Consider the following 17,809-nt stretch of genomic DNA (forward strand, 5'->3'; position numbering starts at 1 on the left):
GTCAGCTCACCCCCAGGCAGGTCTTGAGTCGGATCAGTCCGTCACGGATGCGGGACTTGATGGTCGGAATGGCCGCGTTCAGCTTTTCAGCCACTTCACGGTAGGTGAGGCCGCCGTAGTAGGCGAGCCGCACGGATTCCTGCTGCGTCTCGGTCAGCGTCTCCAGGCAGCGCACCACGGCTTCGGCCTCCAGCCGGCTGTCCACCTCGTCCGATACCGAGTCATGGTCGATGTCCTGGCTGTTGGCGCCGTACCTGGCCTCGCGGTCGCTCGCGGACTGCGAGGACCGGACCTTGTCCACGGCCCTGCGGTGCGAAATGGTCATGAGCCAGGCCAGGGGACTTCCGCTCGCGGGATCGAACTTGGCGGCGTTTTGCCAAACCTGCAGGAAGACCTCCTGCGTGGTGTCCTCGCTGAGCTCCGGGTCGATCAGCACCCGGCGCGCCATGCCGAACACCCGCCGCGACGTCAGCCGGTAGAACTCGGCGAAGGACGCCTGGTCGCTGTCGGCAATCCGCCCCAGCAGCTGTGCCAGCTGCTGGTTAAGGTCGACGGCGGTGCCGGGCGGCGCTGGAGCGTCAAAGTTCGGCGCGTTGGGAGTTTCCATCACTCTCAAGCATAGGTTGCCTGCCGGCGGGTGCTGCACACGGGTTTGGGCTGTGGCAGCATCGTGCCGGGCAAAACGGAATGCCGCGTTGCCCGGTTGGAGTGTTTTCACCTGCCGCTCCTTACGCCCTGTGGATGTGCGCGCCCTTTGGGCGTGCTCAGGAGGGATTCGGTGCGGCACCGGCTTTGGATGGGTGCCCGTGCGCGCGGGCCGCCCTCAGAGCTGTGCGCCGCTGAAACCCTGCTGGCGCCAGGCCTCGTAGACGGCAATGGATGCCGCGTTTGCCAGATTCAGCGACCGCAGCGACGGCAGCATGGGCAGGCGGACCCGGGACGTGACGTGGGGATCGCGCTTCACGTCATCCGGCAGGCCCACCGACTCCGGGCCGAACAGCAGGACATCGCCCGGCACGTAGGCGATGTCCGTGTAGGACACCTCGCCGTCGGAAGTGAAGGCGAAGACGCGCTCCGGCTGCAGCGCCTCCCAGGCGGCCTCGATGTTGGGATGGACGGTGACCACCGCCAGGTCGTGGTAGTCCAGGCCGGCGCGGCGGAGCTTGGCATCGGAGAAGTCAAAGCCCAAAGGCTCCACGAGGTGGAGTTCGGCGCCGGTGATGGCGGCAAGGCGGATGGCGTTGCCCGTATTGCCGGGAATTTCGGGCGTGTGGAAGAGAATGCGGAACACGGTTCAATCCTAGCGTCGGAAAATCCGGCACTCTTCGGGCAGGACCTCAGTGCACGGCTTTAGTGCATGCCCCTGAGCAGCCTGGCGAGTACTTGGACATTGACGGTGTTCGGCGCCGGACCGGAGGCCAGGAAATCCTTGAGCCCGCGGGACAGGCCGGCGGCGTTGACCACCTGGACGACGTCGGAGCCGCCGCGGGAACGGCGGTGGCGGTCGATGACGGGTTCGTGGAGGTTGCCGTCCGCGCTGTGGACCACGGTCCACCCGGTCACATTCAGCTCGGGGAAAATGTCCTGCATCTGCCAGACCACATGGGCCAGCTGCGGCGGGGCGACCGACCGGCCGCCGTGGTTCAGCGTGCTTCCGTCCCAGGCGTAGGCCCCCTTGGGCAGCAGCATGGAACCAATCAGCGCAAGCCGGTAGCCCGAGAGCAGCGCGTGGTCAATGTGGCTGTTGTCCGCCGGGGCCTGCAGCCCGTTGATCAGGCGCGCCGCCGGGATCGCCGGCAGGACCTGCCTGCTGATCAGCTGTACCGTGCGCAGCTCGCGCTGGATCCTGGCTTCAGCGCCGAAGATGCCACGCTTTCGGGGCATGCCGTGGACCTGCTGGCTGGCCAGCTCCAGCGGGAGGAGCGGAACAGCGCCCGGCGTGTCGAAGGGCGGCACATAGACAGGGGCATCGCCGGAGGTGTTCCGGGGCGTTCCCGGCTTGTGGATGGTCGCCGAGGCGTGGCTGCCGGCGGCCGGGGCGTCGAAGTGGGCTTCGTCGCCTTCTGCGCGGCTCCGGCGCGGGCCGGCCGCGTAGGAGCGGTCGTAGGCGGCCCGCCGCTGGGGATCAATGAGCGTCTCATATGCAAGGGTCACCTGGCGGAACGCCGCGGCGTCGCCTCCATGATCCGGATGCGAAACGCGGGCAGCCTTGCGGTAGGCCACCTTGATCTCGCGCTCCGTCGCGGTCACCGCCACGCGGAGCACTTCGTAGTGGGAACTGCTGCCCTTGGTCAAGCATGGTCCTTAAGTCGTTGTTGCCGGCGTGCATGCGCTGCCCGGTGTGCCAAGCATATAAGCCGGTCTTGACGGTCTTCTGGAACAACGACCGCAGCAGGGTTGCGGGTTCCCGCCGGTGGAAAGCTGGGGGAACGCAGGGCGTCTAGACTTTTCGGAATGGGAGTTCGGACAGGTCGCGGTGATGCCCGCCGTATACACGTGGTGATGGCAGCCGTTGGGGCCGTTGCCCTTCTCGGGGGTTGCAGTGTGGGTGTGCCGGATCCGGCTGCCCCGAGTCACCGGCCTGTCAGCAGCGGACCGGGCACCCCGACCATTACCCCCGGACACGACGCCGGTGCAGTGGCCGCCCGCGACATGCCGTTCTCGGCAGGGGCCACGCTGGCACATGGGGTTCCCGTCGGGCTGTCGGAGGACCTGGCCGAAGCGCCGCAATGGAAACAGGTGGTCAGTAACGCGGGTGGCGCGAGCCGCTATCAAAAATCCGACGGCTGCCAGGTGGCGGCCGAGGTGCGCCAGGACCAGTGGCCCCTGGTGGCGGCTGATGACAGGGAATCGACGGCGGCGCTGTTTGCCTATCTGGACCCCACTGTCCTGCCCGCCTATTTGAAGCCGGCATCGCTGCGGTGGGGCGGTGAGCAAGGCAAACCTGGGCCGGCCGTGGATGTACTGGTTCTGGAACGTGCCGCCAAGCCAGCAGGTCAGAAAGCCGGGAAGGCCACGGCGGTGCTGGCCCGGGTTTTCGGTACGGCCGGCTCGTCTGTCTATGTGTCGGCGTCGTGCCCGACGGCGGCGGCGCTCGCCGCCGCCCGGGCAGACATTAGTCAGTGGCTGACGGTGGTTCCGCCCGGCTGATGAGCCGCTGCGGCGGTGGCTAGCCGGTTGAGGGCCAGCGCACCCACGAACAGGCCGAAGTCGCGCAGGGCGACGTCGTAATAGGCCCCGAGGATGAGCAGGTTCACAATGATCCCCAGGAGCCAGGCAGCCACCACATGCGAACCGATCCGCGGCCGGAGGGCTACCAGGATTCCCGCAATTATCTCGACGACGCCGACGGCGTACATCACCGTCTGCGCCGGCAAGTGCAAGGTATCCGGAACCACCGGTGCGAGGTAGCCGGTCCAGTCGGTCAGGAGGTTGGTGAACTTGTCCAGGCCGAACAGGATGGGCGCGACGGTGAACGCGGTGCGCAGTAGCAGGAACGCCTGGCGGGCCGGATCCGCCGCGAGCGTTCGCGGGTTTGCAGACTCCTTCAGTGCCGTAGATTTCATGGCGAACTCCTTTCTAAAAGTAGGTAGCTTGATTTTAGAACCATCATCCCTTCTTTAGCAACGGATCTTGATTTTAGAGTTACGCTGGATCCATGAGCCGCCCAACTGAGCACCGCGAATCCAAGACCGCTCTTCCGTGGACCGGCCGCCTGGCAGCCCTGGCCTCGCTGGGCGACGCCAGCCGGCGGCGCCTTTTTGAGTACGTCGCAGGCCAGCCGTCGGCGGTGGGGCGGGATGACGCTGCGGCCGCGCTGGGCATGCCCAGGTCTACGGCGTCCTTCCATCTGGACAGGCTGGTCCGCGACGGATTGCTCGCCGTCGAGTTCCGCAAGCTCGGCGAAAAGGCCGGCCCGGGGTCGGGCCGTCCGGCGAAGCTGTACCGCCCGGCGCTGGAAGAAGTGGGTGCGTCGGTACCGGACCGGAGCTACGACCTGGCCGGAGAGCTGATGGCCACCGCGATTGAATCCTCCATGGCCGCCGGGGGAGGGGTGCGCGAGGCACTGGCTGACGCGTCCTACTCCCGGGGCCGCGCACTGGGCGGTAACGGATCATCCCTGGATGAAGTGCTCGGGAGCATTGGCTACATGCCCGAACAGGACACCGAGGGCGGCACCATCCTGATGAACTGCCCCTTCCATCGGCTCGCGGACGGGCACGCGGACGTGGTGTGTGCCATGAACGGAGCGTTTTTGAGTGGCGCCGCCGCTGCCTGCGGGGTGCCGGAGGAGAAAGTGGTGGAAGACAGGACGGCCGGGCGCTGCTGCGCCAGGATCAGGCCCTGAGGCGGCTGAAACGTGGCGGCGTCTAGAATTTAAGCGTGCCTGTTTACCTGGACCATGCCGCCACCACGCCCATCGCAGCCGAAGCCCTGGCTGCACTGACGCGCGAGCTGTCCCGGACCGGGAACCCCTCGTCCCTCCATGGCTCCGGCCGCCGGGCGAGACGCTCCGTGGAGGACGCGCGGGAAACCCTTGCCTCCGCGGCAGGCGCCCATCCCTCGGAGGTCATCTTCACCTCGGGCGGCACCGAAGCGGACAACTTGGCTGTCAAAGGCCTGTATTGGTCCCGGCTGGCGGAAGACCCACGCCGGCGCCGGATCCTGTGCTCCGCCGTCGAGCACCATGCCGTGCTGGACACCGTGGAGTGGCTCGAGCGTCACGAAGGTGCGGAAGTGTCCTGGCTGCCCGTCAGCCATGACGGCGTGCTGGACCTCGAAGCGCTGCAGGCAGAACTCGCGCGTGACCCCGAGTCCATTGCCTTGGTGACGGTCATGTGGGCCAACAACGAGGTGGGCAGCATCCAGCCCGTCCATCGGGTGGTGGAGCTCGCGCACGCCGCTGGCGTCCCGGTGCATTCGGACGCGGTGCAGGCGTTCGGCTCTGTCCCGGTGGATTACCGGGCCTCCGGGCTGGATGCCATGTCCATCTCAGGCCACAAGATTGGCGGGCCGGTCGGCGTCGGTGCCCTCATCTTGGGGAGGTCGGTGAAGCTCACGCCGGTACAGCACGGCGGCGGCCAGGAGCGCGACGTCCGCTCGGGGACGCTGGACACGGCGTCCATCGCGGCCTTCGCCGCCGCAGCCGACTCCGCAGTGAGGAACCTCGACGCCGAGGCAGGGAGGATTTCCCGGCTGCGGGACCGTCTGATCGCGGGAGTCCGTGACGCGGTTCCGGCGGCGGTGCTGCGCGGGCCGGCGGGCGACGGGCGGCTGCCCGGCAATGCCCATTTCACCTTTCCCGGCTGCGAGGGTGACTCCCTGCTGTTCCTCCTGGACCTCGCCGGCGTCGAATCGTCCACCGGCTCCGCGTGCACGGCAGGTGTTCCGCGTCCGTCGCATGTCCTCCTTGCCATGGGCCTGGACGAAGAAACGGCGCGCGGTGCACAGCGCTTCACCCTGGGGCATCCTTCAGCGGAAGCGGACGTCGACGCACTCCTCGCGGCCTTGCCCGGCGCTTACGCCCGGGCGCGGCAGGCCGGAATGGCCGGTCATGAATCCTCCATTCAGACGGCGGCCACCGTTGCCCGGCAGGGTTCGGGCATCAGCTGATCCGGTATCAGCTGGCCTCCGGCACCAACTGGTCGAGCGGAACCGTCTCATCGGCCAGCCGCTCGGCAGGCACCTCGGTCCGGCCGTTGATGAGCGCCTTGATGGTCTTCTGTGCACTTGGCTTGACGGACCTCGGCCAATTAACGCTCATGCCGGCCACGACCCGCCCGTCCTGCTGCCAGAACGCCACGAACTCCTTGCTGTCCAGCGAGCCGCGGATGACCGGAACCGCCTTTGCTGCGAGCGACGGGAACCCCGAGTACTCCATGCTGACGTCGAACTGGTCGGTGTAGAAGTAGGGGACCGTGTCCAGGGCAACGTCCTGGCCCAGCATGGCCCGGGCCGCCACCTTGCCGCCGTTGAGCGCGTTGGACCAGTGTTCGCTGCGGTGGTGCTCGCCGGTGAATGGATGCAGCGCATTGGCGGCGTCGCCGGCGGCAAAAATATCCGGGGCACTGGTCCGCAGTGAAGCGTCCGTGAGGATACCGTTGCGGACCTCCAGCCCGGCCGACGTGGCGAGTGCTGTTTCCGGTACCACTCCCACGGCGATCACCACGATGTCCGCGGGCAGGAGTTCGCCGGCGTCGGTCAGCACGCCCGTCACCCGTCCGTTTTGTCCGGTGATTTCCTTGGCGGAGGCGGGTAGCCGGAAGCGGACTCCGTTGTCCTCGTGCAGGGCACGGAAAAAGCTGCCCAGCTCCGGGCCGATCGCCGCGGCCAGCGGGATATCCTCAAGCCCGAGCAGTGTGACCTGGTTGCCGTAGGTGCTTGCCGCCGCGGCCAGTTCCATCCCGATCCAGCCGGAACCGATGAGCACAACGTTCCGTCCACCTGACGGCAGCTGTTCCCGCAGGCGGCGGCTGTCATCGAGCGTGCGGAAGGTGGTGACGCCGTCCAGTTCCGCGCCGTTCAGCGGCAGCGCCCGGGGCTTTGCGCCGGGCGCCAGCAGCAGTGCCCCGTATCCTTGGATTGTTCCGTCGGCGAAGCGGACGGTGTGGGCTGCCGGATCAACCGATGCCACAGGGTTGCCCAGCCTGAGGCTGACCTTGTTGTCCGCGTACCAGCCCTCCGGTGCGACCTCGACGGCGTCCTCCCCGGCTTTGCCGAGCAGGTATTCCTTGGAGAGTGGCGGCCGAAGATAGGGCCGGTGCGGCTCGGTCCCTGCGATGGTGATGTTCCCGGCGTACCCTTCGGCGCGCAGGGTGCGGGCCGCCGTCGCTCCGGCCAGTCCGGCGCCCACGATGATGATGCTTTCAGGGTTCATGGCTACTCGATTCGCCCGGCAGGCCAGTGGCCCACATTCTAAAAATGGTACTCGTGACTTTAGAAGGGCGGGCTGGAACCGTCAAGGAAATTTAGGCCCTGATTCCGGCAGCAAGTAGAATAGTCCGGCAACCCGTGCGTCATGGGTCCAAATCCAACAGAAAGCCATAATGCGAGTTCTAGCAGCCATGAGCGGCGGAGTTGACTCCGCCGTTGCCGCCGCCCGCGCCGTCGAGGCAGGGCACGACGTCGTTGGCGTTCACCTCGCGCTGTCGAGGATGCCGGGCACCCTGCGCACCGGCAGCAGGGGCTGCTGCACCATTGAAGATTCGCGCGATGCCTGGCGGGCCTGCGACGTCTTGGGGATTCCCTACTACGTGTGGGACTTCTCCGAGCGGTTCAAGGAGGATGTGGTCCAGGACTTCATCGACGAGTACGCCGCAGGCCGCACCCCCAACCCCTGCATGCGCTGCAACGAGCGCATCAAATTTGCCGCCCTGCTCGAAAAGGCGATCGCCCTCGGGTTCGATGCCGTGTGCACGGGCCACTACGCCAAGGTGATCGAGGACGCCGACGGAAACCGCGAGCTGCACCGTGCCGCCGACTGGGCGAAGGACCAGAGCTATGTCCTCGGCGTGCTCACCCACGAGCAGCTCAAGCACTCCATGTTCCCGCTTGCGGACACCCCGTCGAAGGCTGAGGTGCGGGCGGAGGCCGAACGGCGCGGACTGTCAGTGGCCAACAAGCCGGACAGCCACGACATCTGCTTCATTCCGGACGGTGACACCGCCGGGTGGCTCGCGGAAAAGATCGACATGACCACGGGGGACATCGTTGACGAGACCGGCGCCAAGGTGGGCGAACATCCCGGAGCGAACGCATTCACCGTCGGGCAGCGGCGGGGGCTGAAGCTTGGCCGGCCCGCCGCGGACGGCAAGCCGCGGTTCGTGCTGGAGATCCGGCCGAAGGAAAACAAGGTGGTGGTGGGGCCTGAGGCCCTGCTGGCCATCGACGAAATCCGCGGCATCAAGGTTTCCTGGGCCGGCCTGCCCATCGATGAGGTTGACTCCGGCGCCGACTTTGACTGCCATGCGCAGGTGCGCGCACACGGCGACCCCGTTCCTGCCACGGCGCGTATTGAGCGGGTTGCCGACGACGCCGGGATTGCGCGGGACAGCCTTGTGGTGACCCTGACGGACCCGCTGCGCGGCGTTTCTCCGGGCCAGACCGTGGTGCTCTACCAGGGCAGCAGAGTCCTCGGCCAGGCGACCATCGACGCCGCGCGGTCCCCGCAGCGGGCGCAACTCTGACCGTGCTCCGGTCTCCGGAGTGAGAGCGGCCGGCGGATATCCGCCGGCCGTTTTTTGTTGCCATTTCCCGGTTTCCGACCGTTCGGTCAGCGGACCGCAGTTCATTCTGGTAAATTTTGTGTCTCAACTCACACGATGCAATGTTTCACCGGGCAACCTTCTGGTTGAATCAGAGGCATCAGCGGGCTGCCCGCACACGAGTCGGATCGGGCACCCCGCGCGTACTCATCGAACAGAAAGTTCACAGATGGCAATGAATCAGAGGGCCTTGAAGAGCGCTATCGCGCTGGCAGGCGTTTCCGCTTTCGCACTCACAGCCTGCACCGGCCCGTCCGGAGGCGGGGGAACGTCCACCGGCGACGCCGGCGGAGGGACCATCACCTACGGCACCACGGACAAAGTTGTCACCCTGGACCCCGCCGGCTCCTATGACGCCGGCTCGTTCATGGTGATGAACCAGGTCTATCCATTCCTCATGAACTCCAAGCCCGGATCAGCCGAGGCCAGCCCGGACATCGCGGAATCCGCCTCCTTCACGAGCCCCACCGAATACACCGTTAAGCTTAAGCCGGGCCTCAAGTTCGCCAACGGCCACGCGCTGACGTCCTCGGACGTCAAATTCTCCATCGACCGCGTCGTCAAAATCGCGGACCCCAATGGACCGGCGTCACTGCTCGCGAATCTGAAATCGGTGGCAGTCAAGGATGATTCCACAGTCGTCTTTACGCTTAAGGCGGCGAACGACCAGGTCTTCCCGAGCGTCCTCGGTACCAACACCGGTCCCATCATCGATGAAGAAGTCTTTCCGGCGAACAAGATCATGAGCGATGACGAGATCGTCAAGGGCAAGCCCTTCGCGGGCCAGTACACGATCGAGAGCTACAAGAAGAACGAACTTGTCAGCCTCAAGGCCAACCCGGACTACAACGGCGTGCTCGGCAAACCCGCCAACGACGGCGCCAACATCAAGTACTACGCCGACTCCAACAACCTGAAGCTGGACGTGCAGCAGGGCAACATTGACGTTGCCGGCCGCAGCCTGACAGCCACCGACGCCGCGGACCTTGAAAAGGACTCGAAGGTCAAGGTGCACAAGGGCCCCGGCGGCGAACTGCGCTACATCGTCTTCAATTTCGACACCATGCCCTTCGGCGCGAAGACGGCCGACGCCGACGCCAAGAAGGCGCTCGCCGTCCGGCAGGCCATGGCCGACATTGTGGACCGGGATGCCATCGCAACCCAGGTCTACAAAGGCACCTACCTTCCAGCCTTCTCGGTCGTTCCGGATGGATTGCCAGGTGCAGCGCAGCCCCTCAAGGAGATGTACGGCGACGGCAACGGCAAGCCCGACCTTGACAAGGCCAAGAAGGCGTTCGCCGACGCCGGCATCACCGGCACGGTCAACATCAAACTGCAGTACAACCCGGACCACTATGGCAAGTCCTCCGGCGATGAATACGCCATGATCAAGGAACAGCTGGAGAAGTCGGGCCTGTTCAAGGTGGACCTGCAGTCCACGGAGTGGGTGACCTACTCCAAGGCACGTACCGCGGACGCATATCCCGTCTACCAGCTTGGCTGGTTCCCGGACTACTCCGACGCGGACAACTACCTCACGCCGTTCTTTATCCCGGGCAACTTCCTCAAGAACCACTACGAGAACCCGGCTGTCACTGACATCATCAAGAAGCAACTGGTCACGGCTGACAAGACCGAGCGCGAAAAGTCTCTCGGCGACGCGCAGACGGCGGTCGCCAAGGACCTTTCCACGTTGCCGCTGCTGCAGGGCGCACAGCTGATGGTGGCCGGCGCGGATGTCAAGGGCGTAGAACAGACGCTGGACCCGTCATTCAAGACCCGCCTCGGAGTGATCTCGAAGTAGGGCTCCACCCCATCAGGTCCTGACCAGCCAAGGAGGCGGGACGCCTTCCGGGCGTTCCGCCTCCTTGCTGGCCGGTGAACAGCCGATTCCGGATCCGTGACGGACCCGGAAACACAGAATCAGGCAGTAATGACAACTCTTATTGAGGCGCCGCCAAGCGACGCAGACGGCCTTTTGCCGACAAAGAAAAAGAAGTCCGGCGGGGGACTGGGCCAGTACATCCTGATCAGGTTCCTCCTGATCTTTCCAACCATCTTCATTCTGGTCACCATGGTGTTCTTCCTCATGAGGATCACCGGCGACCCCATCACGGCTGCCATGGGCGGCCGCCTGCCTCCGGACCAGCTGCAGCAGCGGATTCATGACGCCGGATACGACCGGCCGCTCCCCGTCCAGTACTTCGAATACCTGGGCCAGTTGGTGACCGGCAATTTCGGCACCACCCTCTCTGACAACCGCCAGGTTACGGAGATGCTGGCAACCTATGGTGCGGCCACGCTCGAACTTACCGTCAACGCGCTCATCGTTGCGCTTCTGGTGGGCATTCCATTCGGGATGATCGCCGCCCACCGCAGGGACCACGCACCGGACGCGGTACTGCGGGTCTTTGCCATTCTCTGCTACGCCACACCCGTATTTTTTGCCGGGCTGCTGCTGAAGCTGACCTTCGCAGTGTGGTTGGGCTGGCTGCCCGTGGCGGGGCGGGCGAAAACCTCCAGCGAACTTGCCCTCACGGGACTGCAGGCACCAACTGGGATTTATTGGCTGGACGCGCTCAGAAGCGGCAATATGGCCGCCCTCGGCGACGTGATGGCGCATGCCGTCCTGCCCGCTGTTGCCCTGGGCCTGCTGACAGCAGGAATCTTCCTCCGGCTGGTGCGCACCAATCTCATCGGCACGCTGGGCCGCGACTATATCGAGGCGGGCCGCTCGCGCGGCGTCAGCGAATTCCGGCTGGTCACCAAGCACGCCTACAAGCCTGCCCTGATCCCCATCATCACTGTCATGGGCCTGCAGATCGCGGTGATGCTCGGCGGCGCCGTGCTTACGGAAAAAACCTTTGAGTGGAAAGGGCTGGGCTTCCAGTTGGCCAACTACCTAACGGCCCGCGACTTCGTGGCCGTCCAGGGCATCGTGGTCCTCCTGGCCGTCATCGTCGCCATCACCAACTTCATCGTGGACATCGTGGCCGCGCTGATCGATCCCCGTGTGAGGTACTGACAATGAGCCGCAACCCTCCAATGGAAGCCACCATGCACCACAAGGCACCGCTTCTCAAACGGCTGCCAGTCATTTCCCACTTCAACAAAAGCGTCGGACTCCAGCGGGGCATGCTCGTCGCCGGCCTCGTCCTGACCGCCACGTTCCTCCTGACGGCCATTTTCGCCCCGCTCCTCGCCCCCTACGGATATGCGCAACTTTCCGACTCCGACGGCAGCTTTCCCACGCAGCAGCCTCCCGGCGGAAAGCATCTGCTGGGCACCACCGTGGGCGGCTATGATGTCCTGTCCCGGGTCATCTGGGGCTCCCAGACCGCCATCCTCGTGATCGTCGTGGCCGTGGTGCTGTCCATCTTCGCGGGCGTCATCCTCGGCCTGGTGAGCGGATACCTCGGCGGCTGGCTCGACCGTGTCCTCGTGGTGGTGGCAGACGCCATCTACGCATTCCCGTCACTGCTGGTGGCCATCGTCATGGCCATCGTCATCAGCGGCGGCGAGTCCAGCCTCTTTGGCGGCGTGCTCGCCGCGGCGATCTCCATCACGGTGGTGTTCATTCCGCAGTACTTCCGGGTCATCAGGGCGGAGACCATCAGGCTCAAGGCGGAACCCTTCGTCGAATCGGCTAAAGTGGTGGGCGCCTCCAGCGTCCGCATCATGGGCCGGCACATCTACCGGAATGCCACCCGCACACTTCCGCTGATTTTCACCCTGAATGCTTCCGAGGCGATCCTGACCCTCGCAGGCCTGGGCTTCCTGGGATTCGGCATCGAGCCCTCGTCCGCCGCCGAATGGGGCTTCGACCTCAACAAGGCGCTGGCGGACACCACCTCGGGCATCTGGTGGACCGGCGTGTTCCCGGGCCTCGCCATCGTCTGGACGGTGCTTGGCCTGACGCTGGTGGGGGAGAGCATTAACGACCTCAACGATCCCCGTCTCCGCGGGCGCAAGCGCGCCGGTAACAAGGGCGGACCGGACTCGGCCGCGGCGGCCCAGGCAGCCATTTCAGCAGATGTGAGAAGCTCATGACCATCAATATCGGATCTGTTTCTGACCGGCACGCAGCCGGCCCCGTACCGGTGCTGGACATCGACCATCTTAAGGTCACGTTCGCCACCGACGCCGGGGACGTCCACGCCGTCAAGGACGTGAGCCTCGAAGTGAACGAGGGGGAAGTGCTCGCTATCGTCGGCGAATCCGGCTCCGGCAAGACCGTGACGGCCAAGACCATCCTCGGCCTGCTGCCGGAAACCGCCATCAGCTCCGGCGCCGTGGTGATCAACGGCAGCAACGTCATCAGTGTCAGCCCGGGGAGGCTCCGCCAGATCCGGGGACGGGACGTGGCCATGGTCTTCCAGGAGCCGTCCACGGCGCTGAATCCCGTGTTCACCGTCGGCTGGCAGATCGCCGAAGGGATCCTCGCGCACGCAGGGAGGGACGGCGGCAAGCGGGTCAGTGCGAAGGAAGCGAAGGCCCGGGCCATCGAGGCCCTACGCAAGGTGGGCATCCCGGACCCTGAAACGCGCGTCAACTACTACCCGCATCAGTTCTCCGGCGGCCAAAAGCAGCGCGTGGTCATTGCCGCCGCGCTTGCCCTGAATCCGGGGCTGATCGTGGCGGACGAACCCACCACCGCCCTGGATGTCACCGTGCAGGCGGAAATCCTGGAGCTCCTGCGGGACCTGAGGGACAAGTACGGGACGTCCATTGTGCTGATCACGCACAATATGGGCGTGGTGGCCGACCTCGCCGACCGAGTCGTGGTGATGTACCAGGGCGACGTCGTCGAGGAAGCCAGCGCGAAATCCCTCTTTGCCGAGCCGCGGCAGGACTACACCCGGAAGCTGCTGGCCGCCGTCCCGCACCTTGGCCGGCACTCGGCGTCCGAAGGAATGACGGAGCGCGCGCACCAGGGCGGGCAGGTGCTGGTGGAGGCCAAAGGCCTCACCATCGAGTACCCGGGCAGGCTGGGCAGCCCCGCCTTCAAGGCCGTCGACGGCGTCAGCTTCACGGTATCCGAGGGCGAAGTGTTCGGACTCGTTGGTGAATCCGGTTCCGGAAAGACCACCATCGGCCGGGCCATCGCCGGCCTTAACCGGACCACCGGCGGAAGCCTGAACGTCCTGGGCTACGAGATGCTGAACTTCAAGGAACGGACCTTCAAGCCGCTCCGCAAGGAGATCGGGTTCGTCTTCCAGGACCCGGCAGCGTCCTTCAACCCGCAGCTGACCATCGGCGACTGCGTCGCCGAACCGCTGGTCATCCACACCAACCCTTCACCGGCGCAGGCGCGCAAGCGCGTGGGTGAGCTGCTGGAGTCAGTCCAGTTGCCGGCGTCGTACGCTGACCGTTTTCCCCATGAGCTCAGCGGCGGGCAGCGCCAGCGCGCATCACTGGCGCGTGCGCTGATCCTGAACCCGAAATTGCTCATCGCCGATGAGCCGACGTCGGCACTGGACGTTTCGGTGCAGGCGAAAGTCTTGGAGCTGTTCCGTGAAATCCAGCAGGAGTTCGGGTTCGCGGCGCTGTTCATCAGCCACGACCTTGCGGTGGTGGACATGCTGTCGCACTGGGTCGGGGTGCTGTACAAGGGCAAGCTCGTTGAGCAGGGAATCGGCCACCACGTCATGGGCTCCCCGCAGCATGACTACACGAAGCGGCTGATCGCGTCGCTGCCTGTCCCGGACCCGGCCGAGCAGGCCAAGCGCCGGGAGGACCACCGCGCCCTGCTGGGCATCTAGAACGTTGGGCATCTAGGTCCGCACGGCAAACTTGCGTCCCCGCCCTCCGCAGAGGGCGGGGACGCAAGTGTCCGCTGGTCTAGCCAGAGACCACCTTGGTGTTGAACACGCTGTTCCCTTGCTTCAGGAAAATCCGCAGCCACAGAGGCAGCTAACACTTACATTCTCCGCCAGGATCCTTAACACGGGCAGGGAGTCCTGCAGTGCCCATAGACTGGAACCATGACCGAGCTGAACCATGATCTGCCTGACACCGACTCCTACGATCCTGCCGCCAGCTCCCTGGCCGGGCATGTGGATCCTGCGGTGATGGCGGAGCTGCTATCGATCCGGTCAAGCATCGACAACATTGATGCAACCCTCGTCTACCTTCTCGCGGAACGGTTCAAGGCGACACAGAAGGTGGGATTCCTCAAGGCTGCGCACCGCCTCCCCGCGGGGGATCCCGGCCGTGAAACCGCACAGATTGCCCGGCTCCGACGCCTTGCCGAGGATGCCCAGCTGGACCCGGCGTTCGCGGAAAAGTTCCTGAACTTCATCATCGGCGAGGTGATCCGGCACCACGAGGCGATCGCCGAGGACCACAACTCTGGGGGCGGAACGGCCAACGGGTCGGCCAGCCCCTCCGCACCGCTTACCGCCTAAGCCGTGCCGGACCCAGACTTCCAGCTGCCCGCCCAGGTAACCGCCACCGCCCTGGGACCCTGGCCGGGCCAGGACCCGGTGGAGGCCAACCGCATCATCCGCGGTGAGCTCGGCAGCCCGCACCTGCCCTTTCTTGCTGAACTGCCTGACCGTGGCGTCGGTGCCGACGCCATAGGCCGCACCGCCTCACTCCTGGTGGACCTGGCAGTGGACGTCCAGCCGCACGGCTGGCGGATCGTTGACCGGCCCGGGCGAGACCTTGTCCGGGCAAGGTCCGCCCTCTCCACGGACATCAACGTGCTGGCCGACATCGCCGGCGAAGAGGACAGCGCCGCCGACGAATTCAAAGTCCAGCTGCGCGGCCCCTTGAGCCTGGCCGCCGGCCTGCACCTCCACAACGGCGAGCGGGCCCTGATCGACTACGGCGCCCGCCGCGACATCGCTGCTTCCCTCGCCGCCGGGGTCGGCGCGCACTTGGCCAAGGTGTCCGCCGCCGTTCCCGGGGCCAGGCTCGTGGTGCAGCTCGACGAACCGGACATTGCCTCGGTCCTCGCCGGCACCATCCCCACTTCCAGCGGCTACCGGACCCTGCGCTCCGTCTCCGGACACGAGGTCACGGAGCTCTGGCGCGTGCTGGTTGACGCCCTCCGCGAGGCCGGCGCAGCCGAGATCGCCATCGCAGTGCCGGAGATCGAGGCCCCGTTCGAAAGGATTGTGGCTGCCGGCGCGGACGCCATCGCCGTTCCACTGCGGGCCCTGACCACCCGGCAGTGGGAACAGCTCGCGGAGGCAGTCGAAGCCGGCAAGCGGCTCTGGGCCGGTGCCCTGCAGGCTGACGGGCCGGGCGGCGTGCCGAAGGCATCCGACGTTGTCGAATCTGTCCGGCGTCCGTGGCAGCAGCTTGGACTGCCGCTGGCGTCGCTCGGCACGCTACGGGTCACGCCGTCGGGCGGCCTTGAAAGGCAGTCACCAGCCGCCGCGACGGAGGTCCTTACCCGCCTGACCCAGGTTGCCGACGGCCTGAACCAGCTGGCGCTCGGCTGATCAGCGCCAGGGTGAGCAGGCTGGTGCTTCCTTAGCTTCGTCGCTCCCAGCGGTCGGGCCTGGCATACGCCGGAAGGAAACCTGCTGAAGAACTTCCGGACGGATAGGGTTCCAGGCGGTAGTCGAAGTGGCCGGCATAGACCAGGACGAGGCCGAGCTGCGGCTGGATCACCTTCACTTGGATCCTGTGCCGTCCGGTTTCCCCCGCGGCCGGGTCCCACCACTGCTCCGCGTACGCTTTCGCGTCAAGGGCGGCCGGCAGCGGCAACCGGAGCGGGCCGAGGAACAGCCGCGATACTTCGGAGACCCCGCGCAACCTACCCTCCGCTGTCACGTCGAGATTCAGGTCCGTGACCAGCCGGCGGTACCGGCCCACGTAGTCCACGAGGCGTGCTTGGCCATCGCCGCCGCCCGCTTCCACACTGGTGGTGTCCTGAAAGATCCTGGTCCTGGCAGGGAAGAATATTTCGCGCCGGGCAGTCAGGCTGGAGCGGCCGAAAGGATCGAGATGTGCATGGTTTTCGATCCGGAACGGCACGCCCTCGCCGTACTCCGGAAAGAAGGCCTGCTCACCGGCGGCCAGCCGAAGCATCGGCCGCAGCCACTGCTGCCTGCAGCCCACCACGTCGAAAACGCCCTCGCCGACGCCGAAGCTGCCGGAACCCGGGGCGAGCGAAAAGTACTCCTGCAGTTCCGGCTGCAACCGGAAGAAGGCGGCGCCCAGCGCCTGGCGGTAGATCGCGGCGTTCACGGCGGCTCCTGATATGTTGTCTGACGATTCTGCATTCCGGCTGATACTCACAGCCGCCCCGCCGCCTTGAGCCGGATATAGGCATCGGCCAGCGCGGGCGGCAGCTGGTGCGGCTCGGCGTCCACCACTTCGACGCCGAGCTGGCGGAGCTGGGCACCCACGGCTTCCCGCTCGAGGAGCGCCCGTTCCGCGGCCGCCGCGCGGAAAACCTGGGCCGCCGTCGTCCTGTCCTGGAGCATCTCGCCAAGCAGCGGGTCCCGGACCGACGCCACCACCACTACGTGCTGCTGGGCGAGCCGCGTCACCATCGGAATGAGGCCCTCCTCCGGCGCGCCGCCATCCAGGGCGGTCAGCAGCACCACGAGCGAACGGTGCGCCGACACCGCACGGACCTGGGCAGGCACCTGTGCCCAGTCCAGTTCGATGAGTTCTGCCTGCAGCGGCACCGCCGCCTGCACCAGTTGCCCCAGCAGGTTGCCGCCCGCCGTCGTGCCTGCCCGGGCGCGCATCCTCCGGTCGAAGGCGAAGAAGTCGACGCGGTCCCCGCCGCGTTCGGCAAGGACGCCCAGCAGCAGCGCGGCCTCGATGCCGGTATCCAGCCGGGGCTCGTCGTTCACGCGCGCAGCGGCGGTCCGAGACGTGTCCAGCATGATCACCACACGCCGGTCGCGCTCCGGCCGCCAGGTGCGGACGACGACGGCGGACCGCCTCGCCGTCGCGCGCCAGTCGATGGAGCGGACGTCATCGCCCCGGACATAGTCGCGCAGGGAGTCGAATTCGGTTCCGGCGCCTCGGATCTGCACTGCCGCCTTACCGTCGAGTTCCCGCAGCAGGCGCAGTTTTGATGGCAGGTGCCGCCGGGAATTGAAAGGCGGCAGCACCCGTAGCGATCCGGGAGCGTGCACCGTTTTCTGACGGGCCGCCAGCCGGAGCGGTCCGAAGGAGCGGACGGTGATGTGGGGCGCCTTGAGGTCACCGCGCCGGACCGGCCTGAGCCTGACGCCGAGGCGGCGCCGTTCACCGGCCGGAACTTCTGTGGCCTGGACCGGGTTTTCAGCCCCGGCGGAGGGCTGCCAGGCGTCGCGCACGACGGCCCTGAGCCTGCGCCTGCCACGGTTATGCACCGTCAGCACGGAGTCCGCCGTGCCCCCGAGTGTGACGTTGGCGGGCGCTGACCTTTCCACCGAGACCTGCTGCAGTGCCGCGGCCAGCAGTACGTCCAACAGGATCAGGACGCCAAGAACCAGAAGCACGCCAAGCACGGTCAGCCAGCCGGGAAAGAGCAGCACCGGCGCCAGCCCGGCTGCCGCCAGGAGTACCAACCGTCCGGAAATGGCCATGGG

Annotated in this window: 17 protein-coding genes; 10 read left to right on the forward strand and 7 right to left on the reverse strand. The window is 66.2% G+C overall.

The window, feature by feature from the left end; genetic code table 11:
* Position 1 precedes the first annotated feature (1 nt).
* From G9E11_RS00155 to G9E11_RS00165, 3 genes are all read right to left on the reverse strand, one after another.
* Positions 2-607, reverse strand: coding sequence for a sigma-70 family RNA polymerase sigma factor (locus G9E11_RS00155; protein WP_190601893.1), 606 nt, complete (start codon positions 605-607; stop codon positions 2-4).
* A 216-nt stretch (positions 608-823) separates the two neighbouring features.
* Complete coding sequence (locus tag G9E11_RS00160; protein ID WP_190601894.1) at positions 824-1,291, reverse strand: tRNA (cytidine(34)-2'-O)-methyltransferase; 468 nt, start codon at positions 1,289-1,291, stop codon at positions 824-826.
* A 59-nt stretch (positions 1,292-1,350) separates the two neighbouring features.
* Positions 1,351-2,295, reverse strand: a complete 945-nt coding sequence (locus tag G9E11_RS00165) for a J domain-containing protein (protein ID WP_190601895.1) — start codon at positions 2,293-2,295, stop codon at positions 1,351-1,353.
* Between the two features lie 207 nt (positions 2,296-2,502).
* Between G9E11_RS00165 and G9E11_RS00170 the strand changes: the two genes are divergently transcribed.
* Positions 2,503-3,150 (forward strand): hypothetical protein, encoded by a 648-nt coding sequence (locus G9E11_RS00170; RefSeq protein WP_246468623.1) that lies wholly within the window; start codon positions 2,503-2,505, stop codon positions 3,148-3,150.
* On the opposite strand, the gene G9E11_RS00175 is transcribed toward G9E11_RS00170, so the two are convergent.
* Positions 3,120-3,566 (reverse strand): DoxX family membrane protein, encoded by a 447-nt coding sequence (locus G9E11_RS00175; protein WP_190601899.1) that lies wholly within the window; start codon positions 3,564-3,566, stop codon positions 3,120-3,122. The genes G9E11_RS00170 and G9E11_RS00175 overlap by 31 nt on opposite strands.
* Before the next feature lie 92 nt (positions 3,567-3,658).
* Between G9E11_RS00175 and G9E11_RS00180 the strand changes: the two genes are divergently transcribed.
* Entirely contained in the window at positions 3,659-4,348 is a 690-nt protein-coding gene (locus G9E11_RS00180; protein WP_190601902.1) for a helix-turn-helix transcriptional regulator, read from the forward strand.
* Positions 4,349-4,383: 35 nt separating this feature from the next.
* Positions 4,384-5,613: a cysteine desulfurase family protein gene (locus G9E11_RS00185; RefSeq protein ID WP_190601904.1), complete on the forward strand. Its 1,230-nt coding sequence runs from the start codon at positions 4,384-4,386 to the stop codon at positions 5,611-5,613.
* 7 nt (positions 5,614-5,620) lie between these two features.
* Here the strand turns inward: G9E11_RS00185 and G9E11_RS00190 are convergent, their stop codons facing one another.
* Positions 5,621-6,877 (reverse strand): NAD(P)/FAD-dependent oxidoreductase, encoded by a 1,257-nt coding sequence (locus G9E11_RS00190; protein ID WP_190601906.1) that lies wholly within the window; start codon positions 6,875-6,877, stop codon positions 5,621-5,623.
* A gap of 169 nt (positions 6,878-7,046) precedes the next feature.
* Between G9E11_RS00190 and mnmA the strand changes: the two genes are divergently transcribed.
* The 7 genes from mnmA to G9E11_RS00225 all read left to right on the forward strand — a co-directional run bounded on the left by mnmA (position 7,047) and on the right by G9E11_RS00225 (position 15,715).
* Positions 7,047-8,186 carry a tRNA 2-thiouridine(34) synthase MnmA gene (mnmA, locus tag G9E11_RS00195; RefSeq protein ID WP_190601908.1) on the forward strand — a complete coding sequence of 380 codons (1,140 nt, stop codon included), beginning with the start codon at positions 7,047-7,049 and terminating at the stop codon, positions 8,184-8,186.
* A 247-nt stretch (positions 8,187-8,433) separates the two neighbouring features.
* Complete coding sequence (locus tag G9E11_RS00200; RefSeq protein ID WP_190601910.1) at positions 8,434-10,068, forward strand: ABC transporter substrate-binding protein; 1,635 nt, start codon at positions 8,434-8,436, stop codon at positions 10,066-10,068.
* A 129-nt stretch (positions 10,069-10,197) separates the two neighbouring features.
* Positions 10,198-11,289, forward strand: a complete 1,092-nt coding sequence (locus tag G9E11_RS00205; RefSeq protein ID WP_190601912.1) for an ABC transporter permease — start codon at positions 10,198-10,200, stop codon at positions 11,287-11,289.
* Positions 11,290-11,291: 2 nt separating this feature from the next.
* Positions 11,292-12,314: an ABC transporter permease gene (locus G9E11_RS00210; protein ID WP_190601914.1), complete on the forward strand. Its 1,023-nt coding sequence runs from the start codon at positions 11,292-11,294 to the stop codon at positions 12,312-12,314.
* Positions 12,311-14,026 (forward strand): ABC transporter ATP-binding protein, encoded by a 1,716-nt coding sequence (locus tag G9E11_RS00215; protein WP_190601916.1) that lies wholly within the window; start codon positions 12,311-12,313, stop codon positions 14,024-14,026. The genes G9E11_RS00210 and G9E11_RS00215 overlap by 4 nt, the downstream gene beginning before the upstream one ends.
* A 222-nt stretch (positions 14,027-14,248) precedes the next feature.
* Positions 14,249-14,671 (forward strand): chorismate mutase, encoded by a 423-nt coding sequence (locus G9E11_RS00220; protein WP_190601918.1) that lies wholly within the window; start codon positions 14,249-14,251, stop codon positions 14,669-14,671.
* Between the two features lie 3 nt (positions 14,672-14,674).
* Entirely contained in the window at positions 14,675-15,715 is a 1,041-nt protein-coding gene (locus G9E11_RS00225) for a uroporphyrinogen decarboxylase/cobalamine-independent methonine synthase family protein (RefSeq protein WP_190601920.1), read from the forward strand.
* 31 nt (positions 15,716-15,746) lie between these two features.
* Here the strand turns inward: G9E11_RS00225 and G9E11_RS00230 are convergent, their stop codons facing one another.
* A complete protein-coding gene (locus G9E11_RS00230) occupies positions 15,747-16,466 on the reverse strand; it encodes a DUF4166 domain-containing protein (RefSeq protein WP_190601922.1) in 720 nt (239 codons plus the stop codon).
* A gap of 47 nt (positions 16,467-16,513) precedes the next feature.
* Complete coding sequence (locus G9E11_RS00235; RefSeq protein WP_190601924.1) at positions 16,514-17,806, reverse strand: DUF58 domain-containing protein; 1,293 nt, start codon at positions 17,804-17,806, stop codon at positions 16,514-16,516.
* Positions 17,807-17,809 lie beyond the last annotated feature (3 nt).

The organism is Arthrobacter ipis (assembly GCF_014694315.1).
Classification (GTDB): Bacteria; Actinomycetota; Actinomycetes; order Actinomycetales; family Micrococcaceae; genus Arthrobacter; species Arthrobacter ipis.

Bases quoted from the DNA above. Each gene is read 5' to 3' on its own strand.
- G9E11_RS00155 (WP_190601893.1), bottom strand. From the start codon at position 607: ATGGAAACTCCCAACGCGCCGAACTTTGACGCTCCAGCGCCGCCCGGC.
- G9E11_RS00170 (WP_246468623.1), top strand. From the start codon at position 2,503: ATGGCAGCCGTTGGGGCCGTTGCCCTTCTCGGGGGTTGCAGTGTGGGT.
- G9E11_RS00175 (WP_190601899.1), bottom strand. From the start codon at position 3,566: ATGAAATCTACGGCACTGAAGGAGTCTGCAAACCCGCGAACGCTCGCG.
- G9E11_RS00180 (WP_190601902.1), top strand. From the start codon at position 3,659: ATGAGCCGCCCAACTGAGCACCGCGAATCCAAGACCGCTCTTCCGTGG.
- G9E11_RS00190 (WP_190601906.1), bottom strand. From the start codon at position 6,877: ATGAACCCTGAAAGCATCATCATCGTGGGCGCCGGACTGGCCGGAGCG.
- mnmA (WP_190601908.1), top strand. From the start codon at position 7,047: ATGCGAGTTCTAGCAGCCATGAGCGGCGGAGTTGACTCCGCCGTTGCC.
- G9E11_RS00200 (WP_190601910.1), top strand. From the start codon at position 8,434: ATGGCAATGAATCAGAGGGCCTTGAAGAGCGCTATCGCGCTGGCAGGC.
- G9E11_RS00205 (WP_190601912.1), top strand. From the start codon at position 10,198: ATGACAACTCTTATTGAGGCGCCGCCAAGCGACGCAGACGGCCTTTTG.
- G9E11_RS00210 (WP_190601914.1), top strand. From the start codon at position 11,292: ATGAGCCGCAACCCTCCAATGGAAGCCACCATGCACCACAAGGCACCG.
- G9E11_RS00215 (WP_190601916.1), top strand. From the start codon at position 12,311: ATGACCATCAATATCGGATCTGTTTCTGACCGGCACGCAGCCGGCCCC.
- G9E11_RS00220 (WP_190601918.1), top strand. From the start codon at position 14,249: ATGACCGAGCTGAACCATGATCTGCCTGACACCGACTCCTACGATCCT.
- G9E11_RS00235 (WP_190601924.1), bottom strand. From the start codon at position 17,806: ATGGCCATTTCCGGACGGTTGGTACTCCTGGCGGCAGCCGGGCTGGCG.